Below are 25423 nucleotides of genomic sequence, written 5' to 3' on the forward strand. Positions count from 1 at the left end.
CACCATTCGGCCTTCGACTTTGGGCGATGCCGGCGCGGCGCTACACTCGCTTCCCCCTTCGCCATACCGGCCACGGATGATTTCAAGCTGGACACTGCTGCTGATTTCAGCCGCCTACGTCGGCTTGCTGTTCGCGGTGGCGAGCTGGGGCGAGCGCAACTCGACGCCGGCGCGTTTCGCGCGCCTGCGGCCGCTGGTCTACGCGCTGGCGCTGGCGGTGTACTGCTCGTCGTGGACGTTCTACGGCGCGGTCGGCACCGCCGCGCGCACCGGCCTGGGCTTCCTGCCGATCTACCTCGGGCCCATCCTCCTGCTCATCTTCGGCTGGCGCATTCTCGAACGGCTGATCCTGACCAGCGACGAACAGCGCATCGTCTCGATCGCCGACTTTCTTTCCTCCCGCTACGGCCGTGTGCCGGGCCTGGCCGCGCTGGTGACGTTGCTGGCGCTGGTGGCGGCGGTGCCCTACGTCAGCCTCCAGTACAAAGCGGTGGCGATGAGCGTGGGCGTGCTGACCGGCCTGCCGGAGAAGGATGGCGAAGTGCTGGCCGATCCGGCGTTGTACGTGGCGCTGTCCCTGGCGTTGTTCGCCATCCTGTTCGGCACCCGCCGCACCGACGCCACCGAGCACCACCGCGGCATGATGCTGGCGGTGGCGATGGAGTCGCTGCTGAAGCTGGTGGCCTTCATCGCGATCGGCCTGTTCGCGCTCTGGCACCTGCCGGGCGAGGACGCGCTGCCGGCGCGGATACTCGCCGCCACGCGCGAAGTCGCGGCGCAACCGCTGCCGGGCAGCATCCTGGCGCAGACCGTGCTGGCCTTTCTCGCCATCGTCTGCCTGCCGCGGCAATTCCACGTCGCGGTGGTGGAGTGCGAGGACGTGCGCCACCTGCGCCCCGCGCGCTGGCTGTTCGGCGCCTACCTCGCGCTCTTCTCCCTATTGGTGGTGCCGCCGGCGCTGACCGGCCGCGCGCTGTTTGGCGGCGGCGAAGTCTCGCCCGACAGCTACGTGCTGGCCATACCGATGTACTTCGGCCAGGACTGGCTGACGCTGGCGGCCTATCTCGGCGGTTTTTCCGCCGCCACCGGCATGGTGATCATGGCCAGCATCGCGCTGGCGACCATGGTCAGCAACGATCTGGTGATGCCGGTGCTGTTGCGCCTGCGCGGCAGCAGCGCCGCGCGCACCGCCATCGACCGGCAGGTGCTGTGGGTGCGCCGCGCCACCATTCTCGCCCTGGCGCTGTTCGCCTTCGCCTACCACCGCGCGGTGCGCGGCCACGGCAATCTGGCCGAATACGGCCTGCTGACGTTCGCCGCGGTGGCGCAATTCGCGCCGGCGCTGATCGGCGGGCTGTACTGGCGCGGCGCCAGCCGCGACGGCGCGCTGGCCGGCACCCTGACCGGCGCCGTGCTGTGGACCTACACCCTGTTCCTACCCTCGCTGGTGCATGCGGGCTGGCTGGATTGGCGGGACTGGCTGGCCGAAGGCCCGTTCGGCCTCGGCTGGCTGCGGCCCGAAGCCCTGTTCGGCATGCACGGCTGGGACGCGCTGACCCACGGCATGTTCTGGTCGCTGCTCGGCAACGGCCTGGCGTTCCTGCTGGTGTCGATGCGCTGGCGGCCGCGCCTGCGCGAACACCTCATGGCGACCGCCTTCCTCGACCCCTACGGCCAGCGCGAACCCCGGACCGCCGGCGGCTGGGCCGGCAACCTGCGCGGCAACGACCTGTTGGCCCTGGCCGAACGGATCGTCGGCGAGCACACCGCGCGCCGCGCGTTCGCCGAGTACCGCGACGCCCAACGCCGCCCGTGGCAGCCCGACGCCATCGCCGACCGCGCCCTGATGCAGTTCACCGAGCGCCTGCTGGCCTCGGCCATCGGCGCCGACTCCGCCCGCCTGACACTGACCAGCGCGCTGCGCGGCTCCGGCATGGAGCTGGGCGAAGTGGTCAACCTGCTCGACCAGGCCGGGCAGGACATGCGCTTCAACCGCGAAATGCTGACCACCACGCTCGAGAACATCTCGCAGGCGGTGAGCGTGGTCGACGCCGACCTGCGCCTGGTCACATGGAACCGGCAGTACCAGGAAATGTTCGGCTACCCCGATTCGATACTCTACGTCGGCCGCCCGATCGCCGACCTGATCCGCTGGAACGCCGAGCACGGCGAGATGGGCGAAGGCGATGCCGATACCTTCATCGAACGGCGCATCACCCATCTCAATGCCGGCACCCCGCACGTATTCGAGCGCGTGCGCGCCAGCGGCCAGGTGATCGAAATGCGCGGCCGCCCGCTGCCCGGCGGCGGCTACGTCACCACCTTCAGCGACATCACCGCCTACAAGCAGGTCGAGCAAGCACTGCGCGAAGCCAACGAGACGCTGGAGCAGCGGGTCGAACTGCGCACCCGCGAGGCCGAATCCGCCCAGCAATCCAAGACCCGCTTCCTGGCCGCGGTCAGCCACGACCTGCTGCAACCGCTGAACGCGGCCCGGCTGTTCACCAGCGCGCTGCGCGAAAGCCACGACGCCGCCGAACAACGCCGGCTGGGCGAGCGCGTCGATGCCTCGCTGCGCGCGGCCGAGGACCTGCTCGACGGCCTGCTCGACATCTCCCGGCTGGACGCCAACGAACTCAAACCGGACATCCAATCCCTCGATGCCGGCGAGCTGCTGCGCGAACTGGCCGCGCAATACGCCCCCATCGCGCAGAAGCGCGGACTCGGCCTGCGCGTGCATGCCAGCTCCGGGCTTGCGGTGCGCAGCGACCACCGACTGCTGCGCCGCGCGCTACAGAACTTCATCGCCAACGCCATGCGCTACACCCGCAACGGCGGCGTATTGCTGGCCGCCCGACGGCGCGGCAAGACGGTGGAACTGCAAGTCTGGGACACCGGCGCCGGCATCCACGCGCATCACCTCGGGCAGATATTCGAGGAATTCCGCCGCTTCGCCCAACCCGGACAGGGCGAACGCGGGCTGGGCCTGGGCCTGTCGATCTGCCAGCGCATCGCCCGCACCCTGGATCACCGCTTGCAGGTGCATTCGCGGATCGGCCGCGGCAGCGTATTCTCGATCTCGGTACCGCATGCCCACGGCACCGTAGCGGCCGGCGAAGCCCCCAACCCGATTCGCGCCGACAGCGGCGTGGCCGGCCTGCGCGTACTCTCGATCGACAACGATCCCGACATCCTCGACGGCATGCGCGCCCTGCTCTCACGCTGGCAGGTGGAAGTGCGGACCGCCTCCGACGTGGAAGGCGCGCTGGCGACGCTGGCGGTTTTTTCGCCACAGGTGCTGGTGGTGGATTTCCATCTGCACGACCGCCTGGACGGCCTGCAACTGATCGACGCCCTGCGCGAGGCCGCCGGCCGCCGCCTGCCCGCCGCGCTCCTGACCGGCGACGGCAGCGCGGAAGTGAAGGAGGCCGCCAGGATGCGCGGCGTGGTGGTGCTGACCAAGCCGGTCAAGCCGGCCTCGCTGCGCGCCTTCCTGGCCGCGCGGCACGATTGACCACCCGGCCCGGCACCCGCGCGCCGTATCTGGTCGGCTACATCACCGATAGCCTGACCGGCTGCCACCCACACGCCCGCGCGTCTTATCCGGGTGTGACTTGGCCGTTGCCGCGATCCTCAATCACCAAGCGCCCGCTCGCCCGTGCGTCGTGTCTGGCGCCGATGCACTTCTTCCCGCGCATCGGCATGCACGGATCCGGAGATATGCGGACGCACGAATACGCCCCCTCCCCACCTGCCCGAAGACCCATGCCGGACCACCGGCGCCCTGGCGCGCCATAACACGGGCGGCCCGCGCCAAATCGTGGCCGTCCCGCGGTGGCGCGGCCTGGCGCCGACGCCCATCGCCCATCGCCCGTCGCCCGTCACCCGTCACCCATCGCCCATCGCCCGTTGCCGTCGCCCAACGCCCAACGCCCAACGCCCGATGCCCGATGCCCGATGCCCGTCACCCGCAGCCCGCAGCCCGCAGCCCGCAGCCGGGATCATCCCCGGCTGGATTTCATCCCGTCAGCGTGCGCATCGTCGCCTTCAGGCGCGGGCCTTCGGCGCGCAGGTAATCGCGCGCCACGCGCCAGTCCGGGCAACGCGACGCCACCTCGCGCCAGAACGCGCGCGAATGATCGTGGTGAAGCAGGTGGCAGAGTTCATGCACCAGCACGTATTCGAACGCCTGGGGCCTGGCGATCACCAGCGACAGGTCGAGCGTCATCGCCCCGGCCACGCTCAACGAACCCCATTGCGAAGACGGGCGCTTCAGCACGATGCGGGCGGGCGGCCGCGGCAGACCGGCGGCATATTCCGGCAGCCAACGGGCGATGTCGGCGCGCGCCTCGGCCTCGAAGAAATCGCGCAGCGCGCGGCGGACGGCAGGCGTCGGCATCGCGCCCGCGAGCGTCTCCAGACCGCGCACGTCGAAGCGCAAGCCGTCGTGCTCCGGCACGATCCGGGTCAGCCGCGCCGGTTGCCAACGCAATGCCGCCTGCCCGTCACGCAACGGGAGACGGGCGGCTTCGCCGATGCGGAAATCGAAGGCGGTCGCTTGCGCCAGCGCCGCCAGTTGCCGGGCCAGCCAGTCCCGTTGCGCGTGCAGGAATTCCAGGCCCGCGCCTTCACTGGCGCGTGGCGGCAGGGTCAGGCGTACACCGCGTTCGTCGACCGAGAGCTTGATGCGCCGCGCGCGCGGGTGGCGATGCAGCGCCACCGCGATTTCGCGGCCGTCCGCCAGCGTCATCACGACATTCTGGCGCTCGACGACCCGCCGCTTGCGGACGAACAGGCGCAGCATGCGCGGCTACCGTCGCGCCACTGCCGCGTGGCGGGCGGCCGCGCCGGTCACTCGGCCTTGCTGATCTTCAACGCCGGCGCCAGCACCGCGAACAGGCGCTTGAACTCGCCCGCCATCAACACGAAGCGGGCATCGAGCTCGGCGCGAAGGTCGTCGTTGTCGGTATTTTCCAGTTGATCCACCGCGCCATCGAGCAGCTTGAACTTACGGATCACCAGATCTTCGCCCAGCACGAAGCCGATGTGGTCGTCCAGATTCAGCGCCAGCCGCGTCACCTGCTTGCCGGCCTGTAGATGGGTCTCGATTTCCTCGCCAGCCAGTTCCATGCGCTGGATCTTCACCACCGCGCCGGTATCGGCGGGATCGCGCAGTTCGCATTCATCGCCGAGCGAGAGTCCCTCGGGCAAGGCGTCGCCGGCGATCCAGCCGGTCATCACCGCGCGCGGCGCGATCTCGGCATTGACCGGCAGCGCCGGAAAGCTGCCCAGCGCCTCGCGGATTTGCGAAACCACGGCCTCGGCGGTCTTACGCGAGGCGCTGTCGACCACCAGCACGCCATCGCTCAGGTCGATCAGCGCATCGGTGCGACTCGGGCGCACGAAGGCGCGCGGCAGCAGTTCGGTGACGAGGTCGTCCTTCATCTGCCGGCGCATCTTGCCGCCGGGCCGGCGCGCGTTCTTCTCCTCGAACTCGGCGATCTTCTTTTGCAGCAGGTCGTTGACCACCGCGCCCGGCAGCAGTCTATCCTCGCCACCGACGGTGAGCCAGATCGCGTCCTCGATGCGGTGCATCAGCGCGACTTCCTCGCCCTCGTGGCGGCCGAACGGCGAGACGAATCCGCGCGAGGACAGCTCCATCGGCCCGACCGGCTTCAGCGCGGCTTCGGGCAGGTGGCTTTCCAACGCATCGAGGTTGAGCGCGGTGGGGAAACGGAACAGGGTGAGGTTGCGAAAGAACATGCGGGTTTCCGTTTGAATCTGAAGAGACGGGAAAGGGTCGAATCGCGGAGGAAAGGCGGCTGGCGCGACGGTTCATAGCATGGATGCCGCGGCCGGGCCCGCCTGGGCGTGTTCACGGCGTGTCGCGCCGGCCACCTTCCCTCCGCAAGGTCATGATGCGCTGTCGCCGGCCACTGTCTCGCTACCCGCCAGCCACGCATGCGCGTCCGCCACGGCCGCGTCGCCGCGCCGGCCGAGGGCGAGGAAATCGAACAGCGTCGGATCGGACAACTGCGAGGGCCGGATGTCGCCAAGCGCGCGCGCCATCGTCTCGACGCGGCCGGGGCTTTCCTTCTCCCACTGTTGCAGCATCTTCTTGACCTGCGCGCGTTGCAGGTTTTCCTGGCTACCGCACAGGTTGCAGGGGATGATCGGGAAATCCTTCAGCGTCGCGTAACGCTCGATGTCGGCCTCGCGCACGTAGGCCAGCGGGCGGATCACCACATGCCTGCCGTCATCCGAGAGCAGCTTGGGCGGCATACCGCTGAGCTTGGCGTGGAAGAACAGGTTGAGGAAGAAAGTGTTGACCAGATCGTCGCGGTGGTGGCCGAGGGCGATCCGGGTAAAACCGTTTTCCTCGGCATAGGTGTAGAGCGCGCCGCGCCTGAGCCGCGAGCACAGCGAACACATCGTCTTGCCCTCGGGGATGACCCGCGAAACGACCGAATAGGTGTCCTGTTCGAGGATGCGGTAATCGACGCCGATCGATTTGAGGTAATCCGGCAGCACGTGCGCGGGAAAGCCCGGCTGCTTCTGGTCGAGGTTGACGGCGGTGATGGAGAACGAGACCGGCGCCTTCTTCCGCAGTTGCAGCAGCACGTCCAGCATCGTGTAGCTGTCCTTGCCGCCGGAGAGGCAGACCATCACCTTGTCGCCGTCCTCGATCATGCCGAAATCGGCGATGGCGCGGCCCACCTGGTGACGCAGGCGCTTGGCCAGCTTGTCGGCCTCGCGCTTGGCCTGCTTCGCGGGCGCGGCGCCGGCCACGGCGGGCGCGGCGGGCGCGGCGGCTTCGAGCAAGGTGAGCGGAATGGCGTTCATGAGCCGGGCATTTTACCCCGCGCGCCTCGTCTGGCCGCTGCCGCCGGGCCGCGCTAAGCTCGCGCCATGCACGAGCGCGCGCCTACCGAAGTCACCCACCGCCTGGCCAAGTTGCGCCAGGAACACCGCGCCCTCGACTCGGCGATCATCCGGTTGCAGGCCAACATCCACGCCGACGAACTGGTGCTCAAGCGGATGAAGAAGCGCAAGCTGCAACTGAAGGACTGGATCGCCCGGCTGGAAAGCGCTCTGATCCCGGACCAGCCGGCCTGACACGCTACCCGCCGGACGGGCGTGGGAATTGAAGCTGCTCCAACTCGCCAGACATCACGCAGATCGGATGTCACGCCCTCGCGGGCGTGGGAATTGAAACAGAAGTCGGTGTTGGCCCAAGAACCACGGGGGAAGTCGCGCCCCCGCGGCGTGGGAATTGAAACAAGCGGCGCAGGATGGCCGCCTTGCCCACCACATATCACGCCCTCGCGGGCGCGGAAATTGACACGTGCCACGGCATTAATTGCTTGACTGGCAGTGTCGGTCACGCCCTCGCGAGGGCGTGGCCTGATCGTGCCGCCGGAGCTGGAAGAGGTCGTGCTGTTTCAATTCCCACCACGCCCGCGAGGGCGTGACCACCGCCGGCGTTTCTTGTGCGTCATCACCTTCGTCGTTTCAATTCCCACGCCCGCGAGGGCGTGACTGCGTGAATACTCGGATATCCATCGGCGTTCGTTTGTTTCAATGCCCGCGCCCGCAAGGACGTGACGAGGTGCAGCGAACCCTGGGCGAAGCGCAGATGGTTTCAATTCACACGCCCGAGAGGGCGTGGCGCCAGACCACGGTCCGAGGCGCGCATGGTGGGACACGTTTCAATTCCCATGCCCGTGAAGGCGTGACCAGGCAACTGCGGTGGAACGCATGTCACCCCGTTCTTGCTTGTTTCAATTCATGCACCTGGGAGGGGTGGTCTCGATCGCGGCATCCGCCTTGTCGGCCAAGCCGTTTCAATTCCCACGCCCGCGGGCGCGGGCATTGAAACCAGACGCCAATACCAGTGGACCGGTTATAGCCACCTCACGCCCTCGCGGCGCGCGGTACCTCAGCCGGCGGTTTCCGCCACGCCCTCGCCTTTCGCCGCCTCCGGGCTCACCTTCTCGATGCTGTGGCGCAATTCGCGGCCCAGGATCACCTTGGCATCGCGCGCCCACTGGTTGAGGCGCTCGTCGTAGACCAGACGGGCATTGCCGTCGGCCCAGACCAGGCGCATCTCGCGCAGCTTCTGGATGAACACACGGAACAGCGATTTATCGAAGAACTCCGGTGCGGTCTGCGCGTACAGCAGCGACAGCCGCTGCGCCGCCAGCTGGCACAGGCTTTCAAGCTCGGCCGCGGTGAGTGTGCCGGGGCCGTTCTTGGCCAACACCGAGATGGCGATGTAATAGCGCTCGAACGCCTGCTGCAACGGATGACCCAGGCCACGCAAACGGAACACCTCGTCGCTCTGCCCGGCATTGCGGGCGAGGATGCCGCCCTCGTCGTCGTTGACGCGCTCCAGCAGCCCCTCGCGCACGAACACTTCGCTGGTGAGGCGGATGCGCTCGGCGAACTCCGCCGCCGTCCACGGCAGGAACAGTTCGGCCTCCAGGAAGGGGTAGACGTTCTCGCCCAGGCGCATCAGCGTGGCGAGCGACATCCGCCGGTTGTGCAGGAAGCAGACCGCGATCCACGCCGAGGCGGTGAACAAGTGCAGCACGTTGTTGCGGAAGTAGGTCAGCAGCACCGCCTTGTCGTCGTCGACATCGAGCACGTCGCCGAGCGGATGCTTGATCCGGGTGAGCACGCTGATCTCCTCGCCGTGGGCGACGATCTGCTCGGGCGTGTGCGGGGTGACGGTGACGCGACCGGAATACGGCACCTCGGCCAGCAGCGTCTTCGACAGCGCGATCTGCGCCAGCAGGTCGGCCTCGCCCATCGCGTTCTTCGGCGTGGACAGGAGCGCCAGCGCCAGCAGGTTGATCGGATTGACGTCGGCGGCGCGGTTGATGTTGACCTGGATGTGCTGGGCCAGCGCGTTGACCGTGTCCGAGAGCCATTCCGGCTTTTCGTCCTCGCTCACCGGCCGGCCATCCCACGCGCCCGCCTGTCGCGCGAGCGTGGCGGAAAGCTCGATGGGTTCGCCGAAGTTCACCACCACCTGGCCGTAATTGCTGCCGAGCACCTTGGGGATGCCGGTGAGCAGCCGCCAGATCGATTCCTTTTTCTTTGGCTTGCCCGACAGCTCGTCGAGATAGCTGTTGCCTTCCATCAGCTTCTCGTAGCCGATGTAGATCGGCTGGAACAGCACCGGGCGGCTCGGCTGGCGCAGGTAGGCGCGCACGGTCATCGCCAGGGTGCCGCCCTTGGGCTGCAACAGCCGGCCGGTGCGCGAGCGCCCGCCTTCGATGAAGTATTCGATGGAATAACCGCCGGAAACCAGCAGCGCCATGTATTCGCGGAACACGGCGGTGTAGAGCATGTTGCCGCGGAAACTACGGCGGGCGAAGAACGCCCCGCCCTTGCGCAGGATGGTGCCGATCACCGGCAGGTTGAGGTTGATGCCGGCGAAGATGTGCGGCGGCACGATGCCGCGCGCGTACAGCATGTACGACAGCAACAGGTAGTCCATGTGGCTGCGGTGGCTGGGCACGTAGACCACTTCGTGGCCCGGCGCGGCTTCCTTCAGCTTGTCGAGATGGTGCACCAGCACGCCGCGATAGATCCGGTTCCAGACCGGCTTCAGGATGAAGCTGAGCGAGCGCACCACCGGGTGCGAATAGTCGGCGGCGATTTCCCAGGCGTAGGCGTGGGCTTTCTTCCATGCCTCCTGAGGCTTGCCACCGTCGCGGCGGGCCTGGTCGGCGATCGCCTGCTTGACCGGCTCGGCGGCCAGCACGCGGTCGATCAGCAAGCGGCGGGTGGAAAGATCCGGCCCGATCACCGCCGAGCGGATGCGGCGGAAGTGGGTGCGCAGTACGCGCGAGAGCTTGCGCACCGTGCGCTCGGGCGGCAACCCTTCGTCGACGATCCCGCGCAGCGCCACCGGCGGCGAGAAACGCACCAACGTCCCCCGGCCGTTCAGCAGAATGGCCAGCAGGCGGCGAAAGCGGCCGACCAGGGTCCAGTTCTCCGAGAACAGCACCGAGAACCAGCCGCTGGCCTTGTCCGGCGCCCGGCCGACGAAGATCGACACCGGCACCAGTTGCACATCGAGCGTGGGATCGACGCGGTGCGCCCGCAACAGGCGGGCCAGCGAGCCGGAATGGGTCTTTTGCTCGGCGCCGGGGGCCAGGCCCAGCGCATTGGCGTGGCGGCGCGAGAGCGCGACGTAGGCGCGCTTGCGGCCCAGCGGGTCGCCGGGCAATGGGGTGAGCGGCGAAGGCAGACCGGCTTCCTGGCAGGCGCGGTCGAGGATCAGTGCGTTGCTGAGACCGTAATCCTCCAGCACGTAACAGATCGGCCGGTCGTCGGCATGCTGGCCGGGATTGTCGGGTTCGATCTTCAGGCTGATCCACGGTTCCAGCAGTTTGCCGAGCCATTTGGCCCAGAGCGGCCGCGAGACGATCAGCGGCGTGCGCGGCCGGCCCGGGCGCAGGTTGTCCGGCGGCAACGGCGCGGCGGCCGGGGCCTCGGCGGCGATGTCGAAACCGGCCTGGCGCGGCGCGGCGAGCGATGACGCATCCGACGCGGGCGGGGCCGGCGGGGCGGCCGGCGCGGCAGCGGGCGCGGACGGCGATGCGACTTCGGCCGGGTGATCGAGCGTGGTGGGTGGTGACGCATCCGGCGCGGGCGCGGACGGCGGGGCGACCGGCGCGGACGGCGATGCGACTTCGGCCGGGCGATCGAGCGTGGCGGGTGGTGACGCATCCGGCGCGGGCGGAGCCGGCGTGGCGGCGGGGGCGGTATCGGCATCCTCCCGGCATGGCGCATCGGCCTTCCGCGCGGTGGCGTCGGCGGGCTTGTCCGGCTCGGGAAACGGCAAAGGGGTCTGGTTCGACATCGGCGGCATTATCGCCCAGTCGGAGTGACCGCTTCCGAAAGGGCCGCCGCCGGCGCCAGCGAGGCGCGCGCGGCCTCCACGTAATCGGTCAGGTACCAGCGGCCGTCGATCCGCACCGCGTCCATCACCGTGCGCACCTCGCGGCCGGCCAGTTCGTAGCGCACCCGCACCTCGGCGCGGTCGCCCTCGGTCTCGACCGTCTCCACCTCCACGCCGGCCAGCGTGGCATCCACGCCCAGCCCGTACAGGCCGAGGAACTGCTTGCTGGCGATGTAGAGCGGCACCAGCGCCTTCAGGCTGGCTTCCATGCCGAGCCGGCTGAAGTCCGCGTCGCCGGTGATACCGCTGCGCTCGGCTCCCTTCACCAGCAGGGCGACGCCCTGGCGGCCGCGCTCGGGCTCGCCCAGCGGCGCCTGGCTCGCCCAGCTCGCCAGCGCGTCGATCAACTGGGTGTAATGCTGGCGCTGCCGGGTGTTGTAGCGGCCCTCGCGCCCCAGGTATTCCTTGCCGAACACGCCCAAACCGCGCGCGGCCTCCTGCAAGGCGGGAGTCTGCCCGGAGATCTGGCCGCGGAAGACGGCATGGAGCTGGCGTTCGGCCTGGGGCCGGGTCAGCGCGGCAAGCAGCTTGGGCAGGTTGTCGTCCAGCGGCAATTCGGTCAGCGGCCAGCGGCTCTCGCCCCGCCGCCAGGCGGCCGCCACCTCGTCATGCAGCGCCGGCGGCAGGCCGATCCTCGGGATCGCCGCCAGATCGTTGTAGCGCAGGTGCTCGATCAGTTCGCCGACCGCCGCGTCGGGCGTCGCCGCGCCCGCTTGCACGGGCGCGCGCAGGTCGCCGGCGGCCGGCGTGGGGGATGGCGAGCAGGCCGCCAGGATGCCGGCCAGGATCATGAGCGCGGCGTCCTGCCAGCCGCGGCGGAATCGCGTCTGCATGGTGAAAGCGGTCTGAAAGCCCCAGGGAAGGTCCATCTTGGCCGCGCCGGGAGGTGCTCGGCAAGGACAGAAGTCATGGATCGGGCAAAAAAAAGGAGACCGAAGTCTCCTCTGCAAATCCGGCAACGCCGGAGGACGTGTTGTGGCGAAAGCAGATTAACCGCCACTACAACTTTATGCAATGCTTGAATAAATACAATATAACAAATTGATTTTATTCACTTTCCCTGAAGAAGCGCGCTACGTTTGGCGGCGCGGCGGGCTTCCCGCGGCTGCTTCCATTCGTTGTTGAACAGGGCCGGTTCCCAACTGCCGTAGCTCGGGTTGGGCAGCATGAACCAACGCCGGCCCCACCAGTCGGCATGCCTGGCCGACAACTCGGCGCGCCCTTCCGGCGTGTTGGTGAGAATCTGCACGAAATCGCCCAACTGGTCGCCGAACTGCATCAGCACGCGGTACTTCTGCCCGGCCAGTTTGCGGCGGCAGCGCTTTTCACTGCCGATCTGCTCGCAATCCGGCACGAAGGTGCCGAGGCCGAGGAAGACTTCGTCGTTCTTCACCGGCAAGCCTTCCGCCTTGAGATTGGCGAGGGTCGCGGCCTTCAGGTGGGTCGCGCGGTTGGAGACGTAGAGCACGGTGATGCCCTTGGCTGCGGCGGCCTGGGCGAAAGCGACCACGCCCGGCACCGGCCGGGCTTTCTTTTCCGCCACCCACTGGTCCCAGCCGAGGTCGTCGAACTCGCCTCCACCGACCACCAGCCGCGCCTGGTAGGGCGAGTTGTCGAGCACGGTTTCGTCCACGTCCATGATGATCGCCGGCGGCAGTCCCCGGCTGGCGTTGCCGCGCTCCTCGGGCGCCAGCGCGTCCTCGTCGGATTTCAACGCGGCATCCAGTCGAGCGGCGGCGGCGCGGTAGAGGGTTTCGGTGACGGCGGCGTATTCGGCCGAACGCTGCATCCAGACCACGGCGTTCAGGTTGTCGTCGGCGCTGGCGGGGGCGGGCCGGGCGGGGTTGACGGCTTTCGCTTCGTCGCCGGCGACCGGCTTTGTCGTTTCCGGCGCGGTCTGCTTGCAGGCGGCCAACATCAATGCGGCGGCAAGCACGCTGGTCTTGAGGATCGGGGACATGATCGGGCCTGGGCGGGAAAGGCGCCGAAGTCTAGCGGCTCCGCCCGGCAAGCGCCCGCCTCACTTGTCGAACAGGGCGGCGATGCCAGCAAGCTCGGCGCGCCCGCGCGCTTGTTTGCGCACGGCATCGGCCACCGGGTCGGCGCCGTCACGCTGCAATTCGCCGGCCGGCAGTTCCTCGAAGAAACGCGATGGTGAAAGTTTCACCACGCTGCCCCAGCGCGTCGCGCGCAGCGAATGCGAGAGCCAGAGCTGCTCCTTGGCGCGGGTGATGCCGACATAGAGCAGGCGGCGCTCCTCTTCCAGCCGGCCTTCGTCCAGGCTGGCTTCGTGCGGCAGGTTGCCGTCCTCCATGCCGACGATGAAGACGTAGCGAAACTCCAGCCCCTTCGAGGCGTGCAGGCTCATCAGCCGGACTTGATTGCCGGCATCGTCCTTGTCGCTGCGCGATACCAGGGCCAGTTGCGCGGCCAGATCGCCGACGCCTGAACCTTTCGCGCCTTCGAACCACTGCGCCAGTTCCTCCAGGTTGCCGCGACGGATCTGGTAGAGCTGCTCGGTCTTGCATTGCGCCTTCAGCGCGGCATCGAGGCCGGAACGCACGGCCAGATCGCGCACCAGATCGGCGGCGCTGTGTTCCCGCGCTTGGCGGCGCAGGGCATGAACGACATCGGTGAAGCCATGCAGCGCATTGGCCGCGCGCGGCGGCAACTGCTTGAGCAAGCCCACCGATTCGGCTGCGCGCGAGAGCGGCAGATGCGCTTCGCGCGCCAGTTCGGAGAGTTTCGCCAACGTGGTTTGGCCGACCTCGCGCTTGGGGTTTTGCACCGCGCGCAAGAAGGCCGCGTCGTCCTCCGGGTTGACCAGCAGACGCAGCCACGAAAGCGCATCCTTCACCTCGGCGCGTTCGAGAAACGCGGTGCCGCCGGACAGGTGATAAGGGATGCGAAGGAGTTGCAGCGCCTTCTCCAGCACTCGCGATTGGTGGTTGCCGCGGAACAGGAGGCAGAAATCGCTCCACGGCGCGGCGCGCGATTTGGCGATGAAATCGATCTCGGCGGCGATCTTCTCGGCCTCGTGTTCGCTGTCGCGGCACTCCCAGACGCGGATGCGCTCGCCATCGGCGGAGTCGCTCCACAGCGTCTTCAGGTGCGCGTGGGGATTGTGGGCGATGAGATGGTTGGCGGTGCGCAGGACGCGGTTGGAGCAGCGGTAGTTCTGTTCCAGCTTGACGATGCCGAGCGCGGGGTAGTCCTGGCCCATCTGCATCAGGTTTTCGGGATTGGCCCCGCGCCAGGCGTAGATGGATTGGTCGTCGTCGCCCACGCAGGTGAACTGCCCCGCCTCGCCGGCCAGCGCCTTCAGCAGCCGGTATTGCGCATCGTTGGTGTCCTGGCATTCGTCCACCAGCAGATAGCCGATGCGCTCACGCCAGGCATCGCGGGCGTCGGCGTCGGCTTCGAGCAGTTGCACCGGAAGGCGGATCAGGTCGTCGAAATCCACCGCGTTGAAACTCTCCAGCCGCGACTGGTAGCGGGCGTAGAGCTGCGCAGCCTCCAGTTCGCGGGTGGAGCGCGCGGCGGTCAGCGCTTCATCGGGCGAGAGTCCGGCGTTCTTCGCCCGGGAAATCAAGCCAAGCGAAGCCTGCACGGCATCGGGCTTGGCACCGGGCATCAGGTCCTTCACCAACCCCAGCGCGTCATCGGCATCGAACACCGAAAAGCCGCGTTTCAGGCCGAGCCTGGCGCATTCGATCTGCACGATCCTCAAGCCCAGGGCGTGGAAGGTGCAGATGGTCAGCCCGTCCGTCGCATCGCCTTTCAGGCGCTTGCCGACGCGCTCGCGCATCTCCTTGGCCGACTTGTTGGTGAAGGTGATCGCGGCGATGCGCCGCGCCGGATAACGCTGGCTGCCGATCAGGTACGCGATCTTCTCCACGATCACCCGCGTCTTGCCGCTGCCGGCGCCGGCCAGCACCAGCAACGGGCCTTCGGTATGCAGGACGGCTTGCCGCTGCGGGGGGTTGAGGCCGTGCATGGGCGCTCGCAAGACGGCGGGCCATTGTGGTGTCGCTCGCCAGCGGTGTCGAGATTGACAGGCCGTGGGCAAGCCGGGAACGAGCACGGCGGCGGTTGGCGAGGCTGCTCGCCACTCGGTGATTTATCGCCGGTATCACGGCCACGGTTGGCCGGCCGGATACGCCGCCGGCATCCGAACCGGGTCCGCCCCACCGGGTTGGAACGCGGCCGCTGGCGATGCGCTTTTCGTTTGCGGAGCCGGCTGTTCCGAATTTCGGAAAATTGCAAAAATACCCAGCCGGGATCAGCCGATCGAACATCCTTCCAGTGGCCAAGCTCTATTTCTACTACTCGGCGATGAACGCCGGAAAGACCACCACGCTGCTGCAATCGGCGCACAACTATCGGGAGCGCGGGATGCGCGTGGCGATTCTGGCGCCGCGGCTGGACGACCGCGCCGGCGGCAAGGTGGCTTCGCGCATCGGGCTGGAATCGGACGCCCTGCGTTTCGAGCACGAGCACGACCTGCAACGCTTGATCGAGGCCGACATCGCCGCGCACGGTCGTTTGAATTGCGTGCTGGTGGACGAGGCGCAATTCCTCTCCAAGGCGCAGGTCTGGCAATTGTCCGAGGTGGTGGATGCGCTCGGCATCCCGGTGCTCTGTTATGGGCTGCGCACCGATTTCCGGGGCGAGTTGTTCGAGGGCAGCGCAGCACTCCTGGCATGGGCCGACGAGTTGCAGGAGATCAAGACCATCTGCCATTCCGGCAGCAAGGCGACGATGACGGTGCGGGTGGACGAGGCCGGGCGCGCGCTGGCCGACGGGCCGCAGGTGGAGATTGGCGGCAACGAGCGTTACGTCTCGGTGAGCCGCAAGGAATTCAAGAAGGTGATGCGCGGCGAGGGCGAAATCGCTCCCTTGCAGCCGCCATTGCTATGACGCTTCATGACGCGGGCGGGCGGGCGGCCGCGCGCGCTTCGCCAGCCGTCGCTTCTTCCCTGGCACGGGCCGCGCATGCCCGGCCGGCGGCCCGCACGCGGCGGTTGAGGACGCCGCCTTCCGGGCGCAGGCTGGCAAGGGTCGCCTGCAACCGTTGGTAGGCTTCGTGGCCGGCGGCGGCATCGCGCCGGCAGGCGGCTTCGGCCAAGCCCATCTGCGCCAGCAGGTGTTGCCGCAACAAACGGGCATCGCCCACTTGCTTGTTCGCAATCGCCTGCAATTCCGCCTCGGCACTCGCGGCGGTCGACGCATCGTCGAGCCGCAGGATGGCGCGGACGATACGGGCCTCGGCGTCGTCGCCGGCGGATTCCAGCACCGCCAGCGCGGCGCCGCGCGCGCCCAGTTGCGCGTGCGCCTCGGCCCGCAGCAGGCGCAAGCCGCGAGTCGGGCCGTCGCCACGCAGGCCGGCGATGTCGTCGAGCACCTTCAACGCCGCCTGCGCGCGCCCGGCCTCGATCAACACCGCGGCATCGCGCTGCAAGGTATCGGCCAGCGCGGCATTGGCCTTGAGGTCGCGTTGCAGACGGGCGGCGCGCAGGAATTCGTCGTGCGCGCGGTCGAGTTCACCCAGCGCGTGCGCGGCCTGGCCCAACGCATCCCAGGACTGCGCCGCCTCGTGGCCGGCTGTGCCGTAGCGTTGCAGCACACGCGGGTGGTTGGCCAGCAGTTCGCGCTGGCCTTGCTTCAGCCGGCCCTCGCCGACCAGCAGCACGGCGTACTGGCGGCGCAACGCCAGCGTGGCCGGGTGCGCGGGGCCGAGCAAATCGTCGGAGAGCGCCAGGGCTTCCTTCCAGGAGCGGATCGCCGCGCTTGCCTGCCCCATCTGCTGCTGGGTGGTGCCGATCGAGCGCAGGATGTCGATAGCCAGTGGATGCCGTGGCCCGGCCACCTTGTGCAACTGGGCCAGCGCGCCCTGGAAACCGCTCAGGGCCTGGACGGTATCGCCGGCATCGACCGACAGCGCGGCCAGGTCGGTGAGATTCTCGACCACGCCGCTGTCGTCGCCAAGCACGCCGCGACGGAGCGAGAGCGATTGCTCGAACAGCCGACGCGCCGGTTCGCGCTCGCCGATGCCGCGCTGGCAGCGGGCCAGCTGCGAGTAGTAATCGGCCACCAGCGCCGGCAGTTGCGTCTGCACCGCGCGCGCATTGACCAGGAGCGGTTGCAGGATGGCGACGCAGCCGGCCGCGTCGCCCTGCAAGCGTCGCAGGCGGCCGCGCTGGGTGGCGGCATCCAGGTGCAGCGCCGGCGGCTTGCCCGGCAGCAGCGTCAGCAGGCGTTGCTGGCGTTGCAGCAGCGCCCGCGCTTCTTCGTACTGGCCCAACGCGATGCGGATGCGCGCGATCACTCCCAGCAATTCGGCATGCGCGCGCGGCTGCCGCGCCAGTTCACGCTCGCCGCGCAATTCGCCGGCATCGACCAGCGTCTCGACATCGACCGGCTTGCCGGTGGTCGCCACGCCTGCGTTTTCGAACAGGCCGATGACGAAATCCTGCAACGCCTGGGCGCGTGCGGTTTCGCGCACCGCCTGCTGGCGTTGGTACCAGGTCAGCCCCAGTAGCCCAAGCAGGCTGATCAGCACCGTGCTGGTGACGAAAATCGGCCAGCGGTGACGGCGGATGAACTTGCGCGCGCGGTACGCCAGGCTTTGCGGCCGCGCCAGCACCGGCATGCCATCGAGATGCCGCTGCACATCCAGCGACATCGCCTCGGCCGAAGGGTAGCGTTGCGCCGGCCCCTTCGAGAGCGCTTTCAGCACGATGTTATCGAGATCGCCGGCCAGCATCCGCGACCAGCGCCGACGGTCGATGCCCGGCAATGTTTCGTCCGTACCGGCGCGCACCGACTGCGACGGCCGCTGCGGGTCGGCGGCGAGGATCGCTTCCTCCCACTGCGCGTTGGATTCGCGCTTCAGCCGGTATGGGCGTTCGCCGGTCAAGAGTTGGTAGAGGATGACGCCGAGCGAATAGACGTCGGTCTGGGTGGTGACCGGCTCGCCGCGGATCTGCTCGGGCGCGGCGTAATGCAGGGTGAAGCTGCGCACGCCGGTACGGGTGGCTTCAGGCGGGTCGGCCTCGTTGCCGTCGAGCAGCTTGGCGATGCCGAAATCGAGTAAGCGCACCTCGCCCTGCGCCGTGACCAGGATGTTCGAAGGTTTGAGATCGCGATGCACCACGAGGTTGGCATGCGCGTGCGTGACCGCCGCGCAGACCTGACGGAACAGTTGCAGACGCTGGCGCAGGCCAAGCCCGCGCCGGCGGCAGTATTCGAGAATGCCTTCGCCTTCGACATGCTCCAGCGCCAGATACGGCTGGCCGCCGGCGCTGATGCCGGCATCGAGCAGGCGAGCGATGTGCGGATGGGCGAGGCGGGCGAGGATCTGCCGCTCGCGGGTGAAGCGCAGGCGCAGGTTGGGATCGGCCAAGCCCGGGCGCAGCAGCTTCAACGCGACCCGGCGTTCGTACAGACCATCCGCGCGTTCGGCTAGCCACACCTGGCCCATGCCGCCTTCGCCCAGCAATTTTTCCAACCGGTACGGCCCGACCTGCTCGCCTTCGCGCGGGCCGGGCGGCGCGGTGATCAGCGGCGTGTCGAGAAAGCTGTCCTCGGTGGCTTCCTGCGCCAGCAATTCGCCAAGGTCGCGGGCGAAGGCGGGATCCTCGCGCGCGATCACCGCCAGCCGCACGGCGCGCGCGTCGGTTTCGAGGTCGAGCAAGGCGTCCAGCTCGATCGAAAGCCGCAGCCAGCGCGCGGGATCCATCACTCGCCTTGCAACTGGCGCAGCAGGAACATCCGCGCTTTCTGCCAATCGCGGCGCACGCTGCGCTCGCCGCGCTGAAGCAGTTCGGCGATCTGCGGCTCCGACAAACCGGCGAAGTAACGCAGCTCGACCACCCGCGCCAGTTGCGGGTCGAGTTCGTTCAATTGGGTGAGCGCGCTATCGAGCGAGAGCAGGTCTTCGTCGAGGCGGATGCCGTCATTGACGTTGTCGGGCAGGTCGGCGACGCGCTGCACGGTATCGCCGCCACCACGCTTCAACGCCACCCGGGCGCGCGCGTGATCGACCACCACGCTGCGCATCGCCGAGGCGGCGTAGGAGAAGAACGCGGCGCGGTCGGCGAACTGGGCGTCCTCCTGGCCGATCAATTTCAGATACGCCTCGTGCACCAGCGCGGTGGCATCGAGCGTCTCGTCGCGCTCGCCGCCCAGTTGTCGCTTCGCCATCGCGTGCAACTCGTGGTAGAGCGCCTGAAGCACCCGATCGAGCGCCGCGCGGTCGCCGCCGCGCGCTTCGTCGAGCCACTGGGTGATGCCGTCGGAGGGCGTTTGCATGGCGGGGAGTTTAGAGCCTGTCATGCACTTTTGACTTAATCGCACGCCCCGACCCCGGTTGCCTGCGGAACCCGATGATCTGCTTGGCGGTGAAACCGCGTTTCTTCATGCCCGCCTTCATGGTTAACGGACTTTACAGGTTCGGGGGTACGGCGCTGGCGGGAGGGGAGCAGAAGTACGAGATGGCGACACCAATAGTAAGTTCCAAGGGCCAACCCAATATCAGGCCGCCGCTTTCTCCAGCTCTAAAATTAAGCCTGCATCAACCAAGGTTTCAGCATGGGGAATTTTAGAACAATGATATCCCCGCATGGCATTTGGCAACTCATTGCTCTTTCTATCCATCAGCATTCCCGGCCACCACCACACCATTTTTTAGTCCGCCTGGAAAGCGGCAGTGAAAGATCCGAGATTTCAGCACACCGCCGAATAAAATTATCAACATCAGGTTTTTTATATTGAAGATTAACCCACATATCGTTCGCATCCATGTTATGCGTCCCTATAATATTAAAAGCGCTCTCGGGCAAATCACTAGGCAACCAGCTTCTCTGAAAAGCCCCATCCCCCATAGCCTCTTTGTAATTCGAATATTGACTCGTCGTCGTTTTAGAAAACCCACTACAGCCGCCAACAATGCAGCAATCAACAAAACAGAATGAATTATCTTCATTTTATTCGTCGAAATCATGGACAAGGCATCCCTGGCGGCTTACATCCTCCACAGGCTATAGAGCAAACCCGACCTGTCCGTCCTGCATTGAGCCCAATGTTGTTGGCTACCCTATCAGCATCACATTATTCCTTCTTATCCTCATGCCGGTATTGCTGATTGAACTCTCGCAATTCACCCACCGCACCCGCACCCGCACCCGCAATCGCAATCGCAATCGCAATCGCAATCGCAATCGCAATCGCAGCTTATTCCTCACAAAAACCAGCTTCTTCGCACATAGCCATGCAGTGGTAAAACTTATCAGCGCCAATCCAATTCTTAGCCTGCATCTCACTGGCATATCGATACAAAATATCCTTCACCGTACCCACCCGTATACGTTGCGCCCTACCTGGTGGTTTGAACCCTCCCAAACGATCCTGCAACCTCAAGGGATCGGCGAACATCACTGGATTCCCCCCGACATAGACATACGTATTGACACTCCCACCAATCCAATCGGCTTCGACTCGGCATAAGTACCCAGGCGGTTGTCACAGTAACGGAAGCCGTTGTACCACAGCCCTGATCCCTTGTCGCAATACTGACCGGGCGGGGCTTCGGTCATGGAGTGGGAGCTGATTTTGAATAATCTATTACCTTAACCACATTTCCCTCCCTGTCATACCACCGCCAAAGACCAATCTCTTGACCAGCTTCGTACTGTCCCCGCAGATGTATGTAGCCATTTTCAGCAGCGACAAAGGGGCCACTTATAATCTTGCAGCTCTTTGACGAGCCGCCTCTCCCCCAAGGTTGTATCTCCAAGCGGGCAGGCGGAACACACTCAACATTTTCCTTGTCGAGAAGCCTCCCGACAGAATCCCCATCGGGGTTAGCGCACGCAGAAATAAGAAGACCAACCAACACAAGAAAACCGGTTCTTGTCATACTCATCTCAACCCCGGCACCATTGAATTCAACAAACGTTGATTTTGTACTGTCTGTCGATCGACAGCACTCGCATTCCAAAGCGTTCTAGCAACAAAAGACTGACATTGATTTGTTGGCCCCCATCGACCAAGTGGCCGCCCAATTTTTAGCTGGGCTCGGTGTGCCCAGGTGGTCCGGTTCGACGTAGCCGACCCTCGCGGCTCTGCCTTGTCATGGCAAATGGGCAAGAAAATAGATTTGGAATTCGCCCTTGGAGGCATTCCAGCAAATACAGTCGCGAGGAAGTTGATGGCTTGCACACAAAGTTAGTTGACATGCAAAGTGCGATGGAAAAAATTAACGAAAAAGTGGCGCGATTGACTGCTTCAGGTGACAAAGAAAAACCCCGCAAATAGTGGGGTTTATGCCGTCAGTAGTGGTATCGAGCCTGTGCGATCATCAGTACGTCGCCTTCGATCTTGTAGACGATTCGATGCTCGTCGTTGATGCGTCTGGACCAGTAGCCTGCGAGCGCGTGGCGCAACGGCTCGGGCTTTCCGATGCCTTGGAACGGATCGCGCTGGATAGCCTTGATCAACTCGTTGATGCGCTTCAGCAGCTTCCGGTCAGCCCGCTGCCAGTAGAGGTAATCCTCCCAAGCGTCATCCGAGAATTGCAGGATCACTCGGCCAGCTCCCGCGCCTGGCCGTTGCCGGATTCAAGCTGCGCAATCGAACGCAGTAAGCGCTGCGCGTTCTTGGGGCTGCGCAGCAGATAGGCTGTTTCCTCCATGGCCTTGTAGTCGTCCAGCGACATCATGACCACGGATTGCTCCCGGCTACGGGTGATGATGACCGGTTCGTGATCGTTGACCACGCGATCCATGGTGTCGGCCAGCGAAGCACGCGCGGCGGTGTAAGTGATGGTGTTCATGGCAGGCGTCCAAATATGTACGGGATAACGTACAGAAATGCAGATGAACATTCAACTAACCCAGCTCGGCGACGGCCTCGGCCAGCTTGTCCGGCGCGAGGTGCGCATAGCACAGCGCCATGCGGATATCGCTGCGCCCCAACAGCTCGCGCACGGTGTTCAAGTCCACGCCGGTCATGACCAGGCGCAATGCGAACGAGTGGCGCAAGTCGTGGAAGCGGAAATCGGCCAGCTCGGCCGACGCGCACAGTTCCTCCCAACTGCTATTGATGTTGTCCATTCGCCCGCCCGTCTTGGGGGATGGGAACACAAGCCGCGTGCCCTTTCCTGCCTGCACCTTCCAGCGGGTCAGCACGTCCAGCGCCTTGGTGTTTAACGGCAGGTGCCGCGCCTTGCGTGACTTCGCGTTGCTTGCGGTGATGGTCAGCAGCTTGCCGGGCAGGTTCACGCTGGCCCATTCCAGCCCCAGCAGTTCGCCACGTCGCATGCCGGTATTGAGGGCCAGCAACGTCATCGGCATCAGGTGATCGGTGTAGCTGTCCCGCGGCCACTGCCGGTGGCTCTCAGCGCCCCTCTGCGCGTGCCATGCGTTGTGGCGCTCCCTGCTTGCCCTGCGTGTGCGCTCACGCTCTACCAGCGCCTTCCTGAGCCGCTTTTCCTCGGAGGCCGTCAGGTAGCGCACACGGCTATCGTCGGCGCCCTTGGCTTGTTTCACGGTGCGCATGGGATGCTCGGACAGCATTCCCCAGTCCACCACGCGGGACAGCGCCCCACGGATTGCGGGCCAAGTCGCAGTTGACCGTGGAGGGCTTCAGGCCTTCCTTCAGCCGCTTGGACTTCACGCGCTCAATGTCGAACGCGGACAGCTTGCCTAGCTCTCAGTCGTACAGGTCACCGAACACGGCATCGATGGCGTTCACGGTTGCCTGGCCGGCCTTTTGGTTCACGTTGGCCCACGGAGCATAGTTGTCGTGGATGAACTCACCCAGCGTCTGCAGCTTGGGCTTGGCTGCCTCGATGACAACGAGCGGGGCGCGGTGCTGGTCTGCCTCTGCAAGGATGGCACGCGCCTTTGTTCGGGCAGATTCCACGGTGACCGCCGGCAGCTCCATCCGCCGCAAGCCGGTGGCATATAGCAGTTCCAACATCGCCCGATCGCGCAGGCCGGCCGGCGTCGCCGGCTCGGCCTCGTGCAGGATCGCGTCGATATCAGCGACCGCCAGCAACGTGTGCGGCAGGCGCTTCGGCTGTAGTCCGAGCAGCGCGTCATCGCCAAAGTGCTCGACCCCATGCTCGCGCAAAGCAGCGGCTAAACAAAAAACCCGCCGGTCAAGGCGGGGCTTTGATGGTGCGCTGCGTTTGATTTACACGGCTGGCCTAATTGCCTTGACTCGACCAGCCCTTTGCAGCAGGAAAACAGCGGCTTCAAAAGCCAAATAAACAACACCTAGCATCGCAAGGTAAGTCCATCCGCTCGCAACACCAGGACCGCAATAGGTCTGCGTAAGGCACCTAAAAATTCGGATTGTGATTTACAAGTCGCTCCATAGAGCCGCTGCCACTACCAGTACTGCAATCACAACCAGTAGCTTTCCAGGCAGTTGTGCCGCCACGTTCCTAACGCCTTTCAACACTTGCCAGGATCGGAATGGAAGCAAACCGATGGAAGCAAGACCTATGAAGCCAAAGAGGCAAACCAACGCAGTCACAGCCCTCTCCTGAATTGCCGCAGCAGATTACCGGGGAAGAACGTTCCCGCCTCTACATGCGGGAATGAAGGCTATCCGCTTAGCGCTGTCGAAGACATCACTGCACATTGGAATGGCACCGCCGAAGGAAGATTCATGGCCGCATTGATGATGCTCTGTTCTTCCTTTTGAGAAGTGTCCTTGCAGGTGGACTCCACCTTTTGGCCTTTATGAAAGGCCTTGAACTTGGCGATGTTTGCAGCATCGCCCGTCACAAGGCCGCTACTACCGCCGCCGTTCACAGCACCATATGACCCGGCGGGATCGTAAAGCACCGGCCCGCCGACGTCTCCTCGCGTCGTATACACCGCAGAATGATCCCGGACTCCACCAGGACCGACCGTCGTCAGCAAACAGGCCTGAAGGCCGAGGGAATCCACCGCATTGACCGGATTTCCCCCGACATAGGTGTACGTATTCACCCCCCCTTAAGCCCAATCGGGTCGCTCTGCACGTACCGCCCTGTCTGTGGTTCGTAATCCCGGAAGTAGTTGTAGTGCAGCCCCGTGTGTCGGTCGTAGCGTTGGCCAGGAAAGCGTAGGTCGAACTCGTAGCGTTCGCCGTCGCCGTCCGGGTCTTCTTCCGGTGCGTCCGCGCCGAACGCTTCCCCCGTCAGCGGCCATCTCCATGTCGCCACGTTGCGCTTCGCATCGATGATCACTCTCGCGTGCCCAGGTGGTCCGGTTCAATGTAGCCGATACCTGCTGGAAGGGCTGGTGCTCAAGCACGGTGCAAGGTGATGGGAGCAAGACGGCTAAAGAAAAAACCTCGCAGTGTGGGGCTTGGCAATCACTCAAGTCACACTGAAGTGTTAATGCCTTCCGCCAAAAGCTTACCTGCAGCATTTCGGACAGGTAGCCAAGAGGAGTTGCGCAAATCCTCTATACCCAATCCCCCAAAAGCTTTGACAGGCATCTCCTCTACTTTATTAACGATATCTTCAATTAGCTTGCGTTCGCAATTTGGAAGCTGACCCCACACAACAAGTGGCTTTCCTAAAAGAAGCTCCTGCCTTAATTCCCAAGCAGCCCCAGCATACGCCCCAAACTCTTCGAAAATGTCTTCGGGAGACATTAACATTAATTGAACTGCGCTTTTGAAATAAATTAGGCACTTCCTCATGGATTCTTCGAGCGAAATTTCATTAAGCACTTGGTTTTCTCCATGGCCAATCACGATCACGACCCCCCTTCTTCTCGCATAATTTCGAGCGTTTGATCTTCAGACTCATTTAGCGGGGAAGAGTAAGTCATCAAGAATATAAACCAAGCAGCACGTGACCAAGGAGATACCGTCGGACGGTTGTTCGGATGTGCTTGGCCAGGGGTAATAGGATTTCCTCGCAGATTGTAGCGCTGCCAGCGCGTGCTCGGAGTCTTCGTTTTCCAATATGCCTTTGGTGCTGTTCTAGGACCGCCATTCTTGCCATCAGACACATATCTGCAAGTAGTTCTATCCGAACCGTTAGGTGGGCCTAAGAAGGTGCCAGGCGGTTGGCCAGGAATATTGGGTGGAGGGGTCAAACCTGGCGTATAGGCTTGTAAACCTAAAGGATCAATGAAGCTAACTGGATCACCTTTGACATACCCATACGTATTCAATCCCCCCGCCAGCCCGATCGGGTCTTCCGCAATGAATCGCCCCATGTCAGGACGGTAGTAGCGGGCGCGGTAGTACATCAGGCCCGTCTGGTCGCGTTCACGGCCCGTGTATTGGTACGGGTTGCTGAAGCCTGTTTTGCTCTGACGCGCGTTGCCGTACGGGTCGTAGTCGTAGCGGTTCACCACTTGGCCCGCGGCGTTGGTCAACGCTCGCGTGCTGTTCTGGTGGTCGCTCAGGAAGTAGGTGCGGCCGATGGCTTCGTTT

23 protein-coding genes are annotated in these 25423 nt (G+C 65.2%); 4 read left to right on the plus strand and 19 right to left on the minus strand.

The window, feature by feature from the left end:
- Positions 1-76 precede the first annotated feature (76 nt).
- Positions 77-3514, plus strand: a complete 3438-nt coding sequence (locus EBB59_RS12300; protein WP_122102449.1) for a hybrid sensor histidine kinase/response regulator — start codon at positions 77-79, stop codon at positions 3512-3514.
- A 504-nt stretch (positions 3515-4018) separates the two neighbouring features.
- Here the strand turns inward: EBB59_RS12300 and EBB59_RS12305 are convergent.
- The 3 genes from EBB59_RS12305 to ttcA form a co-directional block, all read right to left on the minus strand.
- Positions 4019-4804 (minus strand): M48 family metallopeptidase, encoded by a 786-nt coding sequence (locus EBB59_RS12305; protein WP_122102450.1) that lies wholly within the window; start codon positions 4802-4804, stop codon positions 4019-4021.
- 47 nt (positions 4805-4851) lie between these two features.
- Positions 4852-5763 carry a recombination-associated protein RdgC gene (locus tag EBB59_RS12310; protein ID WP_122102451.1) on the minus strand — a complete coding sequence of 304 codons (912 nt, stop codon included), beginning with the start codon at positions 5761-5763 and terminating at the stop codon, positions 4852-4854.
- Positions 5764-5913: 150 nt separating this feature from the next.
- A complete protein-coding gene (ttcA, locus tag EBB59_RS12315; protein WP_122102452.1) occupies positions 5914-6843 on the minus strand; it encodes a tRNA 2-thiocytidine(32) synthetase TtcA in 930 nt (309 codons plus the stop codon).
- A gap of 66 nt (positions 6844-6909) precedes the next feature.
- Between ttcA and EBB59_RS12320 the strand changes: the two genes are divergently transcribed.
- The gene (locus EBB59_RS12320; RefSeq protein ID WP_122102453.1) at positions 6910-7116 is read left to right on the plus strand and encodes a YdcH family protein; all 207 of its coding nucleotides are present in this window, start codon (positions 6910-6912) and stop codon (positions 7114-7116) included.
- An 823-nt stretch (positions 7117-7939) separates the two neighbouring features.
- On the opposite strand, the gene plsB is transcribed toward EBB59_RS12320, so the two are convergent.
- The 4 genes from plsB to EBB59_RS12340 form a co-directional block, all read right to left on the minus strand.
- Complete coding sequence (gene plsB / locus EBB59_RS12325; protein ID WP_211327747.1) at positions 7940-10876, minus strand: glycerol-3-phosphate 1-O-acyltransferase PlsB; 2937 nt, start codon at positions 10874-10876, stop codon at positions 7940-7942.
- 8 nt (positions 10877-10884) lie between these two features.
- Positions 10885-11808 (minus strand): hypothetical protein, encoded by a 924-nt coding sequence (locus tag EBB59_RS12330; RefSeq protein WP_158601804.1) that lies wholly within the window; start codon positions 11806-11808, stop codon positions 10885-10887.
- A 218-nt stretch (positions 11809-12026) separates the two neighbouring features.
- On the minus strand, positions 12027-12935 hold the full coding sequence (locus EBB59_RS12335; protein WP_122102455.1) for a 5'-nucleotidase, lipoprotein e(P4) family: 909 nt from the start codon (positions 12933-12935) through the stop codon (positions 12027-12029).
- 60 nt (positions 12936-12995) lie between these two features.
- Entirely contained in the window at positions 12996-14972 is a 1977-nt protein-coding gene (locus EBB59_RS12340; RefSeq protein WP_122102456.1) for a UvrD-helicase domain-containing protein, read from the minus strand.
- 308 nt (positions 14973-15280) lie between these two features.
- On the opposite strand from EBB59_RS12340, the gene EBB59_RS12345 reads away from it, so the two are divergent.
- Entirely contained in the window at positions 15281-15895 is a 615-nt protein-coding gene (locus EBB59_RS12345) for a thymidine kinase (protein ID WP_122102457.1), read from the plus strand.
- 4 nt (positions 15896-15899) lie between these two features.
- Here EBB59_RS12345 and EBB59_RS12350 read toward each other — a convergent pair whose 3' ends face one another.
- From EBB59_RS12350 to EBB59_RS14610, 4 genes are all read right to left on the minus strand, one after another.
- Positions 15900-18716: a serine/threonine-protein kinase gene (locus EBB59_RS12350; protein ID WP_122102458.1), complete on the minus strand. Its 2817-nt coding sequence runs from the start codon at positions 18714-18716 to the stop codon at positions 15900-15902.
- On the minus strand, positions 18716-19288 hold the full coding sequence (locus EBB59_RS12355) for an ECF-type sigma factor (protein WP_122102459.1): 573 nt from the start codon (positions 19286-19288) through the stop codon (positions 18716-18718). The genes EBB59_RS12350 and EBB59_RS12355 overlap by 1 nt, the downstream gene beginning before the upstream one ends.
- Before the next feature lie 222 nt (positions 19289-19510).
- On the minus strand, positions 19511-19633 hold the full coding sequence (locus tag EBB59_RS14435) for a hypothetical protein (protein WP_281273249.1): 123 nt from the start codon (positions 19631-19633) through the stop codon (positions 19511-19513).
- Entirely contained in the window at positions 19633-19926 is a 294-nt protein-coding gene (locus tag EBB59_RS14610) for a YbbD-related protein (protein ID WP_484385937.1), read from the minus strand. Before EBB59_RS14610 ends, EBB59_RS14435 begins: the two co-directional genes overlap by 1 nt.
- Before the next feature lie 178 nt (positions 19927-20104).
- Between EBB59_RS14610 and EBB59_RS13560 the strand changes: the two genes are divergently transcribed.
- A complete protein-coding gene (locus EBB59_RS13560; RefSeq protein ID WP_147455590.1) occupies positions 20105-20482 on the plus strand; it encodes a hypothetical protein in 378 nt (125 codons plus the stop codon).
- Positions 20483-21306: 824 nt separating this feature from the next.
- Here EBB59_RS13560 and EBB59_RS12360 read toward each other — a convergent pair.
- From EBB59_RS12360 to EBB59_RS12385, 8 genes are all read right to left on the minus strand, one after another.
- The gene (locus EBB59_RS12360) at positions 21307-21561 is read right to left on the minus strand and encodes a Txe/YoeB family addiction module toxin (RefSeq protein WP_122102460.1); all 255 of its coding nucleotides are present in this window, start codon (positions 21559-21561) and stop codon (positions 21307-21309) included.
- The gene (locus EBB59_RS12365; protein WP_122102461.1) at positions 21558-21809 is read right to left on the minus strand and encodes a type II toxin-antitoxin system Phd/YefM family antitoxin; all 252 of its coding nucleotides are present in this window, start codon (positions 21807-21809) and stop codon (positions 21558-21560) included. Before EBB59_RS12365 ends, EBB59_RS12360 begins: the two co-directional genes overlap by 4 nt.
- Positions 21810-21864: 55 nt before the next feature.
- Positions 21865-22533 carry a tyrosine-type recombinase/integrase gene (locus EBB59_RS12370; RefSeq protein WP_158601805.1) on the minus strand — a complete coding sequence of 223 codons (669 nt, stop codon included), beginning with the start codon at positions 22531-22533 and terminating at the stop codon, positions 21865-21867.
- A 154-nt stretch (positions 22534-22687) separates the two neighbouring features.
- Positions 22688-23110 carry a tyrosine-type recombinase/integrase gene (locus EBB59_RS12375; protein ID WP_245979309.1) on the minus strand — a complete coding sequence of 141 codons (423 nt, stop codon included), beginning with the start codon at positions 23108-23110 and terminating at the stop codon, positions 22688-22690.
- A 479-nt stretch (positions 23111-23589) separates the two neighbouring features.
- Positions 23590-23979, minus strand: coding sequence for an RHS repeat-associated core domain-containing protein (locus EBB59_RS14495; protein ID WP_342769041.1), 390 nt, complete (start codon positions 23977-23979; stop codon positions 23590-23592).
- The gene (locus EBB59_RS14320; protein WP_342769042.1) at positions 23976-24194 is read right to left on the minus strand and encodes an RHS repeat-associated core domain-containing protein; all 219 of its coding nucleotides are present in this window, start codon (positions 24192-24194) and stop codon (positions 23976-23978) included. The genes EBB59_RS14495 and EBB59_RS14320 overlap by 4 nt, the downstream gene beginning before the upstream one ends.
- 161 nt (positions 24195-24355) lie before the next feature.
- Positions 24356-24739: a hypothetical protein gene (locus tag EBB59_RS13565; protein WP_147455591.1), complete on the minus strand. Its 384-nt coding sequence runs from the start codon at positions 24737-24739 to the stop codon at positions 24356-24358.
- Positions 24736-25423 (minus strand): RHS repeat-associated core domain-containing protein (locus tag EBB59_RS12385; RefSeq protein ID WP_245979311.1); only part of this gene is annotated, 688 nt, incomplete at its 5' end. The genes EBB59_RS12385 and EBB59_RS13565, both read right to left, overlap by 4 nt.

The sequence above is a fragment of the Solilutibacter pythonis genome, from assembly GCF_003697345.1.
Taxonomy (GTDB): domain Bacteria; phylum Pseudomonadota; class Gammaproteobacteria; order Xanthomonadales; family Xanthomonadaceae; genus Solilutibacter; species Solilutibacter pythonis.

Coding starts and splice junctions, on each gene's coding strand:
- plsB (WP_211327747.1), bottom strand. CDS start 10,876: ATGTCGAACCAGACCCCTTTGCCGTTTCCCGAGCCGGACAAGCCCGCC.
- EBB59_RS12310 (WP_122102451.1), bottom strand. CDS start 5,763: ATGTTCTTTCGCAACCTCACCCTGTTCCGTTTCCCCACCGCGCTCAAC.
- ttcA (WP_122102452.1), bottom strand. CDS start 6,843: ATGAACGCCATTCCGCTCACCTTGCTCGAAGCCGCCGCGCCCGCCGCG.
- EBB59_RS12330 (WP_158601804.1), bottom strand. CDS start 11,808: ATGCAGACGCGATTCCGCCGCGGCTGGCAGGACGCCGCGCTCATGATC.
- EBB59_RS12335 (WP_122102455.1), bottom strand. CDS start 12,935: ATGTCCCCGATCCTCAAGACCAGCGTGCTTGCCGCCGCATTGATGTTG.
- EBB59_RS12300 (WP_122102449.1), top strand. CDS start 77: ATGATTTCAAGCTGGACACTGCTGCTGATTTCAGCCGCCTACGTCGGC.
- EBB59_RS12370 (WP_158601805.1), bottom strand. CDS start 22,533: ATGCGCACCGTGAAACAAGCCAAGGGCGCCGACGATAGCCGTGTGCGC.
- EBB59_RS12355 (WP_122102459.1), bottom strand. CDS start 19,288: ATGCAAACGCCCTCCGACGGCATCACCCAGTGGCTCGACGAAGCGCGC.
- EBB59_RS12320 (WP_122102453.1), top strand. CDS start 6,910: ATGCACGAGCGCGCGCCTACCGAAGTCACCCACCGCCTGGCCAAGTTG.
- EBB59_RS12305 (WP_122102450.1), bottom strand. CDS start 4,804: ATGCTGCGCCTGTTCGTCCGCAAGCGGCGGGTCGTCGAGCGCCAGAAT.
- EBB59_RS13560 (WP_147455590.1), top strand. CDS start 20,105: ATGCCGGTATTGCTGATTGAACTCTCGCAATTCACCCACCGCACCCGC.
- EBB59_RS12365 (WP_122102461.1), bottom strand. CDS start 21,809: ATGAACACCATCACTTACACCGCCGCGCGTGCTTCGCTGGCCGACACC.
- EBB59_RS12350 (WP_122102458.1), bottom strand. CDS start 18,716: ATGGATCCCGCGCGCTGGCTGCGGCTTTCGATCGAGCTGGACGCCTTG.
- EBB59_RS14435 (WP_281273249.1), bottom strand. CDS start 19,633: ATGGATAGAAAGAGCAATGAGTTGCCAAATGCCATGCGGGGATATCAT.
- EBB59_RS12340 (WP_122102456.1), bottom strand. CDS start 14,972: ATGCACGGCCTCAACCCCCCGCAGCGGCAAGCCGTCCTGCATACCGAA.